This window comes from Phaeobacter sp. JH20_34 (assembly GCF_048056095.1).
Lineage (GTDB): Bacteria > Pseudomonadota > Alphaproteobacteria > Rhodobacterales > Rhodobacteraceae > Phaeobacter > Phaeobacter bryozoorum.
In genome coordinates this window covers 201,920-213,268 of record NZ_JAYMWT010000023.1, presented here as the reverse complement: position 1 = coordinate 213,268, position 11,349 = coordinate 201,920, and the positions used below count along the sequence as shown (strand labels likewise).

10 protein-coding genes are annotated in these 11,349 nt (G+C 63.9%); 4 read left to right on the top strand and 6 right to left on the bottom strand.

The window, feature by feature from the left end:
* Positions 1-110: 110 nt before the first annotated feature.
* Positions 111-1,058 (bottom strand): ABC transporter permease, encoded by a 948-nt coding sequence (locus VWZ81_RS18955; protein WP_416543038.1) that lies wholly within the window; start codon positions 1,056-1,058, stop codon positions 111-113.
* Between the two features lie 195 nt (positions 1,059-1,253).
* On the opposite strand from VWZ81_RS18955, the gene VWZ81_RS18950 reads away from it, so the two are divergent.
* Positions 1,254-2,438: an acetoin utilization protein AcuC gene (locus tag VWZ81_RS18950; RefSeq protein ID WP_416543037.1), complete on the top strand. Its 1,185-nt coding sequence runs from the start codon at positions 1,254-1,256 to the stop codon at positions 2,436-2,438.
* A 71-nt stretch (positions 2,439-2,509) separates the two neighbouring features.
* Here the strand turns inward: VWZ81_RS18950 and VWZ81_RS18945 are convergent, their stop codons facing one another.
* Positions 2,510-3,988, bottom strand: coding sequence for an ABC transporter substrate-binding protein (locus VWZ81_RS18945; RefSeq protein ID WP_416537629.1), 1,479 nt, complete (start codon positions 3,986-3,988; stop codon positions 2,510-2,512).
* Positions 3,989-4,149: 161 nt separating this feature from the next.
* Between VWZ81_RS18945 and panB the strand changes: the two genes are divergently transcribed.
* The 3 genes from panB (at position 4,150) to glpK (ending at position 7,430) form a co-directional block, all read left to right on the top strand.
* Positions 4,150-5,013, top strand: a complete 864-nt coding sequence (gene panB, locus VWZ81_RS18940; protein WP_416543036.1) for a 3-methyl-2-oxobutanoate hydroxymethyltransferase — start codon at positions 4,150-4,152, stop codon at positions 5,011-5,013.
* Positions 5,014-5,020: 7 nt separating this feature from the next.
* Positions 5,021-5,878, top strand: coding sequence for a pantoate--beta-alanine ligase (gene panC / locus VWZ81_RS18935; protein ID WP_416543035.1), 858 nt, complete (start codon positions 5,021-5,023; stop codon positions 5,876-5,878).
* Between the two features lie 67 nt (positions 5,879-5,945).
* The gene (gene glpK / locus VWZ81_RS18930; RefSeq protein ID WP_340546391.1) at positions 5,946-7,430 is read left to right on the top strand and encodes a glycerol kinase GlpK; all 1,485 of its coding nucleotides are present in this window, start codon (positions 5,946-5,948) and stop codon (positions 7,428-7,430) included.
* Positions 7,431-7,529: 99 nt separating this feature from the next.
* Here glpK and VWZ81_RS18925 read toward each other — a convergent pair whose 3' ends face one another.
* The 4 genes from VWZ81_RS18925 to VWZ81_RS18910 all read right to left on the bottom strand — a co-directional run bounded on the left by VWZ81_RS18925 (position 7,530) and on the right by VWZ81_RS18910 (position 11,327).
* Positions 7,530-8,786: a flavin-dependent oxidoreductase gene (locus tag VWZ81_RS18925; protein ID WP_416549263.1), complete on the bottom strand. Its 1,257-nt coding sequence runs from the start codon at positions 8,784-8,786 to the stop codon at positions 7,530-7,532.
* 108 nt (positions 8,787-8,894) lie between these two features.
* On the bottom strand, positions 8,895-9,443 hold the full coding sequence (gene idi / locus VWZ81_RS18920) for an isopentenyl-diphosphate Delta-isomerase (protein ID WP_416538259.1): 549 nt from the start codon (positions 9,441-9,443) through the stop codon (positions 8,895-8,897).
* 231 nt (positions 9,444-9,674) lie between these two features.
* Positions 9,675-10,139 (bottom strand): c-type cytochrome, encoded by a 465-nt coding sequence (locus VWZ81_RS18915; protein ID WP_340546394.1) that lies wholly within the window; start codon positions 10,137-10,139, stop codon positions 9,675-9,677.
* Between the two features lie 150 nt (positions 10,140-10,289).
* Positions 10,290-11,327: a P1 family peptidase gene (locus VWZ81_RS18910; RefSeq protein WP_416543535.1), complete on the bottom strand. Its 1,038-nt coding sequence runs from the start codon at positions 11,325-11,327 to the stop codon at positions 10,290-10,292.
* Positions 11,328-11,349: the final 22 nt, after the last annotated feature.

Below are 11,349 nucleotides of genomic sequence, written 5' to 3'. Positions count from 1 at the left end.
CGTGTCGCGGAGTGGCTTGCGTCCGACCCTGGGTGGGTGCAAAGCGCCCTTCCGGGGGGAGGGTCGGGCGCTGCCCGGCTGTGCCGGGCATGTGCGGGACATGTGGTTTGTCATCCGCGCCCCCGCAGTCTTGGGTCGACCAGCGCATAGGTCAGATCGACAAGGAAATTCACCAGGATCACCGCAAAGACCAGAAGCATCACGACGCTTTCCACCACGATCAGATCGCGGGCAGAGATCGCCTGAAACACCAGCCGCCCCAGACCCGGCAGGTAGAACACCTGTTCAATGATGATCGCGCCGGCAAGGAGGAAGGAAAACTGCAACCCGATGATGGTCAGCACCGGGATCAGCGCATTGCGCAGCCCGTGACGCCACAGAGCCTGCCGCTGGCTCAACCCTTTGGCGCGGGCGGTACGGATGAAATCCTCGCCCAGAATATCCAAGAGAGCCGAGCGCATGACGCGGGCCAGAATAGCCGCCTGCGGCAGGGCCAGCGCAATGGCGGGCAGGGTGAGGGAATGCAGCGCGGCCAGTGGCCCGGCCTCCCAGCCGACAAACCCGCCGGCACTGAACCAGCGCAGATTGATGGCAAACACCAGCACCAGCATCATCGCAAACCAGAAGTTCGGGACAGCGACCCCCAGCTGGGTTGCGCCCATCACGGCAATATCCCCTGATTTGCCCCGGCGCGCGGCGGCATAGATGCCTGCGGGCAAGGCAATCAGTGTCGAGAGTGTCAGCGCATAGACCGCAAGCGGCAGCGAGACCCAGAGCCGATCCGCAACCATCCGGGCCACCGGTGTGCGATAGGTATAGGAGGTGCCGAAATCGCCCTGCAACATGCCGGTGAACCAGCTGATGTAGCGGGCGAATTTCCCCTCGTCCAAGCCCAGTTCGCTGCGCAGGGCAGCGATCGTGTCGGGCTGTGCGTTGATTCCCAGCATGAAGGAGGCCGGATCGCCCGGTGCAATCTCGATGACGAAGAAGATCACCCAAGAGGCGATGACAAGGCTGACGATCAGCGACAGCAGGCGTTTGGCGATATAGCGTCCCATTGGCGGCAGGTTAGGGGGGCGCTGGGCGGGGGTCCAGAGCGGGCGGGCATCGACCTTGATAAATCGTCAAAGGCATTGTTTTCCAGTTGTCTGGCAGGATCGCATTAGGCGAAGGCGTGCGGCTATCGCGCAGCTGTCGCGTCGGTTGCAGATACGGGGTTTGGCGGCGCGCGGTTCCGGGCTATCTCTGGTCGCATGACACCGAGAACCGCCGCCATTTCACTGTCTGATCCTGCTCGGACAAGGTCCGTTCCAAAGGCGCTGGAGGCGCCGGTTTTTATCGGCTCGGAGATTTACCGTGGTTCCAGCTACGGGCGTGCGCATCCGTTGCGGGTGCCGCGGGTCTCAACGGTGATGGATCTGACACGGGCGCTGGGCTGGCTGCCTGCGGCGCAGTATCAGATCTCTCCCCGGGCAAAGCCTGCTGCCCTTCGGCGCTGGCACAGCGCTGAGTATATCGCTGCGCTTCAGGCTGCCGAGCAGGCGCAGGCTGTCAGCGATGAGGTCAAGGCACGCCATCACATCGGCACCATTTCCAACCCGGTGTTCCCCGAGATTTTTCGCAGGCCGGCCACGGCTGCCGGCGGATCTATTCTGGCCGGTGAGCAGCTCGCACATGGTGGGGTGATCTACAATCCGGCCGGTGGCACCCATCACGGGATGCCGGATCGGGCGAATGGGTTCTGTTATCTGAACGACCCGGTGCTGGCGATGCTGTCACTGCGCCATCACGGTGCAGAGCGGATCGCCTATGTCGATATTGATGCCCATCATGCCGATGGGGTCGAGCATGGGTTTGCGGGGGATCCCGATGTGTTGATGATCTCCACCCATGAGGAGAACCTCTGGCCGAAGACTGGTCGGCTGGACGATGACGCAGGCGGAAACGCGCTGAATCTGCCGGTGCCGCGCGGGTTCAATGACAGCGAGATGGGCTATGTGCTGGAAGAGCTGATCCTGCCGGCGGTGGCGGATTTCGCGCCTGATGCGGTGGTCCTGCAATGCGGGGCGGATGCGGTCACCGAGGATCCTTTGGCGCATCTGGATCTGTCCAACAACGCGCATTGGTCGGTGGTGGCGGCGCTGCGCCCGCTTGCGCCGCGCTATCTGGTGCTGGGTGGCGGTGGCTATAATCCATGGTCCGTCGGGCGGCTGTGGACCGGGGTCTGGGCGGTGCTGAACGGGCATCAGATCCCCGAGCGTCTGCCACCGGCGGCCGAGGGGGTGCTGCGTGGGCTGGAGTTCAAGGGGCATCGTCTGGGGCGGAACCCGCCGGAGCATTGGTTCACCACGTTGCGCGATGAACCGCGTCCCGGCCCCGTGTGCGATCAGATCCGCGAGGCTGTGACGCTGCTGCGCAGGCGGCGGGGGCTGCGCTGAGGCCTGAGCAAACGGCAACAGCGCCCCGGTCTGGGGCGCTGTTATTCAGTCTCTAACACTGGGGGAATGGTCTATTTTGCCCAGCTGACCGCCGTCAGGTCGGTGGCCTGTGTGGGGGCATTTGCCCAGAGACCTTGCAGATCCGCCTTGGCCACGCTCAGCGATGCCAGCTGGAACAGGAAGCCATTCACATAGTCGTTTGCGATGATCTCCTGCGCCTGTTGCAGCATCTTTGTCCGGGTGTCGGGATCGGTGGTGCCCGAGAGATCCGTCATCAGCTGCTGGAAGGCGGCATTGTCATACTGGAAGTAGTAATCGGGGCGGGCATAGATGCCGATATCCATCGGCTCCGTGTGGCTGACGATGGAGAGGCCAAAGCTTTTGCCCCGGAACACGGTTTCCAGCCACTGCGCCCATTCCACATTGATGATCTCTGCGGTGATGCCGACCTCAGCCAGCTGGGCGGCGATGATTTCCCCGCCCCGGCGCGCATATGAGGGCGGCGGCAGGTGCAGCGTGGTGGTGAAGCCATCGGCCAGACCCGCCTCGGCCAGGAGGGCGCGGGATTTCTCCGGGTCATAGGCGCTGCTGCCGGTCAGATCGACATAGGCGGGGTGATGTGGTGCGAAATGGCTGCCAATCGGCGTGCCGTAGCCGAACATCGCACCATCAATGATGGCCTGACGGTCGATCGCATGGGCGACGGCGGCGCGGACCTTGGGATTGTCGAAGGGCGCCTGTTTGTTGTTGATCGAAAGGATTGTCTCGCCCTCGGTGGAGCCGACAAGCACCTGAAACCGCGGGTCGGCCTCAAACTGGGGCAGGTTTTCCGGCGCGGGGAAACTGGAGAAGGCATCGACATCTTCGGCCATCATCGCCGCAAAGGCCGCCGTGGGGTCGGAGATGAATTTGAAGGTTGCTCCGTCCAGCATGGCGGGCGTGCCCCAGTAATCCGGGTTGCGCACAAGATCTATCCGGTCGCCCTGAACCCAGCCATCAAAGGCAAAAGCCCCGGTGCCGACGGGCATGGTCTTGATGCTCTCGATGCTTTCGGGGGCCACGATGACGGCATCGCCCCATGCAAGGTTGAACAGCATCATACCGTTGGGCTGCGACAGGGTCAGCCTGACGGTGAGCGGATCGACCACATCAACACTGGCGATATCTGCAAACAGCGCTTTCTGGGCATTTGTGCTATCCTCGGCGCGGGCGCGATCAAGGCTGAATTTCACATCCTCGGCGTCCATCGTGGAGCCATCGTGAAAGCGGACGTCCTTGTGCAGAGAGAAGGTGTAGGTCAGCCCATCCTCGGAGATTTCCCAGCTCTCGGCGAGACCGGGTACAACCGAGCCATCGCCCATGAAGCGGGTGAGCCCTTCAAAGACGTTGGAATAGAGCACCTGATCAATGGCCCCGGCGGCCGCGCTGGTGGGGTCCAGATGCGGTGGTTCCAGTTGTAGGGCCACGGTGACGGTCTCTCGCGCCGCAGCCGCCCCCGCCAGAATGGACAGTGCGGAACTGGCAGCAAACAGGAATGGCAATCGTGTCATTGGTGGTCTCTCCCTCTGGGTGGTGGCCGCATTTTGTGACCTTTCGGAAAACTGTTCCGCGTTTTCCGTCAGGTAATCAAGGTTAGCGGGACATTTCGCCCCCTAGAAGCGCGCAGCGTAAATTGCTAGCGGTGCGCAATGCGAACGGAGAGGACAGCATCATGAGTGCAACGGCCCGCAAAATGGCTCCCAATGCCGAGGATATCCGCGCCCGCAAAGGCGGCACCCCGCTGGTGAGCCTCACGGCCTATACCACGCCGATGGCGCAGCTGATGGACGCGCATTGCGATTTTGTGCTGGTCGGCGACAGCGTTGGCATGGTGCTGCACGGTTTGCCCTCGACGCTTGGCGTCACGATGGAGATGATGATCCTGCACGGGCAGGCGGTGGCGCGCGGATTGAAACAGGCGATGATGGTCATCGACATGCCCTTTGCCAGCTATGAGGAAGGTCCGCAGCAGGCGTTTCGCAATGCCGCAAAGCTGATGGCTGAAACCGGCGCCGGGGCGGTCAAGCTGGAGGGCGGTGTCGAGATGGCCGAGACCATCCGCTTTCTCGTGAAGCGCGGCATCCCGGTGATGGCGCATATCGGCCTCACGCCGCAGTCGATCAACACGCTGGGGGGCTACAAGGTGCAGGGCCGCGACGCGCAGGCCGATGCCGTGCTGGCGGATGCTCATGCGGTGGCGGATGCAGGGGCGTTTTCCGTGGTGCTGGAAAAGGTGCCGCAGGGGCTGGCCGATCGGATCACCGCTGAGGTGGCGATTCCGACCATCGGTATCGGGGCCAGTGCCGACTGTGACGGTCAGATTCTGGTTGTCGATGACATGCTGGGATTCTTTACCGCCTTTAAGCCCAAATTCGTGAAACGTTATGCCGATCTCGGCCCCTTGGCAGAGGCGGCGATTTCCGAGTATGCAGCCGAGGTGCGCGCGCGGAGCTTCCCGGCGGCCGAACATGTATTTGCAGACCAGGCCCCGGCACCGACGACGGCGGCACCGGCCAAGGCCCCGCAAAAGGACTGATCCCATCATGACTGCTCCGATCCTACGCCGCCTGAGCGAATTGCGTGCGCTGCATTCCGACTGGCGCCGTGAGGGCGCGCGTATCGGCCTGGTGCCCACCATGGGGGCGCTGCACGACGGTCATCTGTCACTGGTGGCGGCGGCCAAGGCGGCTTGTGACCGGGTGATCGTCACCATTTTTGTGAACCCCAAACAGTTCAACAATGCCGAGGATCTGGCCAAATATCCGCGCACTGAACTGACCGACGCGGAGAAACTGGCGCCCTACGGGGTAGATGCCATCTATGTGCCCGACCCGGATCAGATCTACCCCGAAGGCTATGCGACCACGGTGTCGGTGGCGGGGCTGACCGATGTGCTGGAGGGCGAGTTTCGTCCGGGTCATTTTGACGGGGTGGCGACGGTGGTGGCGAAGCTGTTTCTGCAAAGCGGCGCCGATCAGGCATTTTTCGGCGAGAAGGATTATCAGCAGCTGATGGTGGTCACCCGTATGGCGCGGGATCTGGATATTCCGATCACCGTGCAGGGCTGTGCCACGGTGCGCGAAGCCTCCGGGCTGGCGATGTCCTCGCGCAATATGCGCCTGTCAGCCGAGGCGCTGGGCAAGGCGGGGCAGCTTTATCCGGTGCTTAGCGAACTGGCCGGGCAGCTGCGCGGTGGGGCCGAGTTTGGCGCGCTTGTCGAGAGCGCGCGTGCGCGACTGGCCGCGGCCGGTTTTGGCGAGATCGAATATCTGGACCTGCGCTGTGCCGAGACGCTGGCCCCGCTTGTCCGCCCCGACCGCCCGGCCCGGCTGCTGGCGGCTGCCTGGCTGGATGGCATCCGGTTGATCGACAATATCGCGGTTGATCAACTAAATGATTAGTAGGGGCTGGTAGCGGTCGCAGTTTTACGTCTAATCTCTGCTCCAAACGACCCAGGGGAGGGGCAAGATGACGTATATTCTGGCGATTGATCAGGGCACGACCTCGACCAGAGCGATCCTGTTCGATGATAAGATGCAGGCGGTGGGATCCGCGCAGCAGGAATTCCCGCAGCATTTTCCGCAGGCCGGCTGGGTCGAGCATGATCCGGAGGATCTGTGGAGCACGACGCTGGATGTCTGTCGGCAGGTGATGCAGGCGCAGGACGTCAAGGCGGCGGATATTGCCGGCATCGGCATCACCAACCAGCGCGAAACCACGGTGGTCTGGGATCGCCACAGCGGCAAGGCGGTCCACAATGCCATTGTCTGGCAGGACCGCCGCACCAGCGCCATCTGCGAAGAGCTGCGCGCCGCGGGCCACGAGGACAGCGTGCGCCAGAAAACCGGGCTGCTGCTGGATCCCTATTTCTCGGGCACCAAGCTGAAGTGGATTCTGGACACTGTTCCAGATGCCCGCGCCCGGGCCGAGGCGGGAGATCTGCTGTTTGGCACTGTCGACAGCTTTCTGATCTGGCGGCTGACCGGTGGCGCCTCCCATGTGACCGATGCGACCAATGCGGCGCGGACGCTGATGTATGATATCCGCAAGGGGCGCTGGAGCAGCGAGATCTGCGGCTTTCTCGGGGTGCCGCGCGGGATGTTGCCGGAGGTCAAGGATTGTGCCGCAGATTTCGGCACCACCAAGGCAGAGTTCCTCGGCGGCGAGATCGCCATTTTGGGGGTTGCCGGCGATCAGCAGGCGGCCACCATCGGGCAGGCCTGTTTCCAGCCGGGGATGATGAAATCGACCTATGGCACGGGCTGTTTTGCGCTGCTGAACACCGGTGATACGCCGGTTGTGTCGCAGAACCGGATGCTGACCACCATTGCCTATCAGCTGGACGGCGCGCCGACCTATGCGCTGGAGGGGTCCATTTTCATCGCCGGTGCGGCGGTGCAATGGCTGCGCGACGGTCTGGGCATTATCGGCTCGGCCCAGGAGAGCGGTGCGTTGGCGCGCAATGCCGATCCCGGTCAGGACGTCATTCTGGTGCCGGCCTTTACCGGGCTTGGTGCGCCTTATTGGAAACCCGATTGCCGGGGTGGGATGTTCGGTCTGACCCGCAGCTCGGGGCCTGCGGAATTTGCCCGCGCGGCGTTGCAGAGCGTGGCCTATCAGACCCGTGACCTCTGGGAGGCGATGCGGGCGGATTGGCAAGGCGAGAGTCTGGTCACCCTGCGGGTGGATGGCGGCATGAGTGCCAGCAACTGGACCATGCAGAGCCTGGCGGATCTGTTGGGGGCGGCTGTGGATCGGCCGGTGATGCAGGAAACCACCGCGCTTGGGGCCGCCTGGCTGGCGGGGATGCGGGCCGGTGTCTATCCCGATCAGGCCGGGTTTGCCGAGACCTGGGCGCTGGATCAGCAATTCACCCCGGCGATGGATGAAGACCGGCGCAGCGCCGCCTATGGGCGCTGGAAACGCGCGGTTGAGGCAGTGATCGGCGTCTGACATTGCCGCAGGCGGGCGCTCCCGCCTGTTCCGTCACAGTCGTGGACTGTGTCTGCCCAGTTGGGGGTGGCGCCGCGCGATGCGCGGCGCCCGGTCGCCTCAGTTGATGCGGGTGCCTGCGGGTATGGTGCGGGGGCGGGCGTTCAGCTCTTCGATCGAAAACCCGGCGATGGATTTGTATTTCGCGGCATGGGCGGCGAGCTGATCCTGCGGGATCACGTCGTTGATGTCGGTGAACTCCCCGCCGCAGAGATCCTCGACCTGTTGCAACACGCCGTCGGGGCCTCCCCCTGCGCGGTTGGCCATGCCAACGGCGGTGGTGACGGGACGCAGGGCGTTTTCGTAGCGGGTGAGGGCCTCAGGTGTTGCGCCATGGGTCAGCATCTGGGCGCCAATCACGCGGGCGTCGACAATGGCCTGGCTGGCGCCGTTAGACCCGACCGGATAGGTCGGATGTGCGGCGTCGCCCATCAGGCTGACCGGACCATCCTGCCAGCATGGTAGCGGGTCGCGGTCCACCATTGGATATTCATAGACGGTTTCAGCTCCGGTGATCAGCGCGGGCACGTCGATCCAGTCAAAGCGCCAATCGGCAAAATCCGGCAGAATGTCATCTATGTCGGCAGCGCGGTTCCAGCTTTCCTTGTTCCGGGGCACACCGGGATCGAATTGTTTCTCTGCGATCCAGTTGATTACCGCCTTGCCGTCGGCGTCGGGCGCGCTGATCGGATAGGCCACCAGCCGCAGGTGGTTATGGCCGATCATTGCCATGGCCGCGCCGCCGTGGAAGGCCGGGGCCTGTGTGGTGGCGCGCCACAGGATGCGACCGTTCCAGATCGGTGCGCCCTCACCCGGATACATCTGCGCGCGGATGGCGGAATGGATGCCGTCGGCGCCGATCAGGAGATTGCCCTGCGCGCCGCGCCCGCCGTCCAGATGCAGGGTGACGCCGAGATCTGTGAGCTCATATCCCGCCGCCCGCGCGCCGGTGGTGAGGACGCTGTCGCCCGCGCGGGCGAGGAGCGCGTGATAGAGCATCATCTGCAAGGCGCCGCGATGGACGGAAAACTGCGGCCAGCTGTAGCCCGCCGCCTGGCCGCGCGGCTCCTCCCAGATGGTGTTGCCCAGTTTGGAATAAAATCCCAGCTGCCGTGTGCGGACGCCGATGGCGGAGAGCTCGGCCTCCAACCCCAGATCGAAGAGCTCGCGCACCGCATTGGGTTGCAGATTGATGCCGACGCCCATCGGTTTCAGCGTTTCGGTGGCCTCGTAGATGTGGAAGGGCACACCCAGCTCGTGCAGGGTGAGGCCAAGTGTGAGCCCCGCGATCCCGGCCCCCGCAATCATCACTGTCATCTGGCCTGTCCTCTTGTGCGCTGTCGAAATGCCGATATTAGAATCACGGCACCCGCATCGGGGCAAGGGGGGCAGATGCCTTGGTTAGAGCCTGATAGCCGCGGATGGTCAGCTGTCCTCGCTGCTGCCGAGGCTGAGGTCGGGGCCGAAGATCACGTCGGAATAGCTGTTGAGGTAGATCTTGAGCCAGGGTGTGAAGCGATCCGGGTGGCGCTTCACCTCGGCCAGAAGGTCGTGGTAATCGACCCAGCGGGTCTCCATCACCTCGTCCGGGTTGGGGGTGAGCTGCGGCGCGCGGTGGGCATGGGCGAGAAAGACATCAACCACCTCATGTTCGATCAGCCCGTTGCCGACATCGGCGCGGTATTCGAGGTGATGGCGAAACTCGGGGTAGAGGCCGGTGATGCCCAACTCCTCCTGCATCCGGCGGACCGCGCAGGCGGAGGAGGATTCATCCCATTGCGGATGGGTGCAGCAGGTGTTCGCCCACAGACCGGGGGTATGGTATTTGCCCAGAGCGCGGCGCTGCATCAGGATTTCGCCGCCCTTGACCACAAAGACCGAAACGGCCTTGTGCTTCAGCCCCTGTTCATGGGCAGCCAGCTTTTCAACCGGCGTCAGGGTGCCATTCACCCAGGCGGGGATCAGGTGGGTCATTGCAGGAGCTCGCAAGGATTGTGCAAGGGGCTGGGCTGTGCGGCCATCGGGCAGATATGGTTGTCATCGGGTGGAGGTCAATCCCGCAACCAAGGCTGGCCAGAGTTGCGGGTGCGTGGTTGCGGGTGCCGACGCGGAACGGTCAATATCCCAGCAGAAAACGAAAGGCAATTGTGCGAAAAGCCGCGGCCAGGGGCGCGCGGCTTTTGCTGTCGTGTCAGGGGACCGGGATCAGTTGGTCGCGGTCTCATCTGTGGTGGCGTCTGCGTCGCCTTCGGCGGCATCAGCGGGGCCATGCATCGCGAGGAAGGCATAGATGTCTTCGGCGCCTTTCTTCAGGCGGAAGGACATTTTGGATTTCGCTTTGGAATCATCCAGATAATCGCGCAGGAAAGCCTTGGGATCGGCGGTATAGGCGGCGAAGCTCTCTTCGTCCCATACCAGCCCCTGTTCGCCTGCGGCCACCATGTCGTCGCCGTATTTGTAGCCGTCCGCGGTGCCGGCGGTGCGGCCGACGACGCCCCAGAGGTTCGGGCCGGTTTTGCCGCCCTTGATGATCACGTCACCGCTGTCCGAGACAACCATGTGGCAGGATTTGCACTTGTTGAAGCCCGTTTCGCCCTTGTCGGCGTCGCCTTCGGCAAAGGCAGGGGCTGCAATCAGGCCAAGGGCCGCTACAGCAGTCAGAAGTTTCATGTCGCTTGCTCCAAAATTGAGTTGGCTCGATCAATACGCGCCGGATCTGCAGGAAAGTCAAACGGGCGTATTGCCGCGTTGGCTCTCGGTCGGGCGCTGCGACCGTTCACCTGTGTCAGATCGCGCCGAGGTCAAGGGGAGGCCGTGGCGTCACATGTCCTGCCAAGAGGGCAGCAGATCGCCGGGTTCGGCATGCGCGAGCGCGGCAGCGCGGGCGATGGCGCGACTGAGGCAGAGGGCGGCGGTATGTCCGATGGCGCCCAGATCAGCGCCCAGATCACCGTCGCTGATGGTCTTTGCCGGATCTGCGGTGCTGACCGCAAAAACCAGATCGCCGTCGCCGGGGGAATGTGCCGGTACGATGGCGCGTCCGATGCCGTCATGGGCGGCAATGGCGAGCCGCTGGCATTGCGATTTGCTCAGCGCCGCGTCGGTCGCGACAATGGCAATGGTGGTATTGCTGCCCTCGGTCGGCAGTTCGGTGCCCTGCGCCAGCGCCTGCATGGCGGCGATCTTGAGGCTCGGGGCGGGGGTGGTGAAGCCGGTGGTGGGATCGACGCCTGCACCGCCGAACTCCCCGTCAATTTCATAGGGAGCGGCCCAGAAATGGCGGTCTCCCGGTGTGGTGACCGAACCGAGCGGATTGGCCGCGACCAGCGCACCGACGGTGGTGCCGTCCGGCAGGACAAAGGAGGCCGATCCGAGCCCACCCTTGAGTCGTGCCGCAAGTGCTCCGGTGCCCGCCCCGACGGTGCCAAGGGCAAAGCCGTGATCAGCCGCTTCATAGGCGGCGCGACCGAGGGCGGCATAGGGGTTTTCCGACCAGTCCTTATCGCCGCCGTTCAGGAGGTCAAAGAGGATCGCACCCGGTACGATCGGCACGCGCGCAGGCCCCACGGCAAAGCCCCGCCCGGCGGCGCGCAGCCCTGCGACCACGCCGGAGCAGGCATCCAGCCCGAAGGCGGAGCCGCCGGAGAGCACCAGCGCATCAATCTGAGCGACGGATTTGTCCGGTGCCAGCAGATCGGTTTCGCGGGTGCCCGGCGCGCCGCCCATCACATGCACCCCGGCCGTAAAGGGCCGATCGGCGGTCAGCACGGTGGTGCCGGATTTCAGCCGCCGGTCTTGGGCATTGCCAACCTTGAGGCCGGGAACGTCGGTGATCAGGTTGCGCGGGCCGGGTTTCATCGGGTGTCTCCTGTTGGGGCGG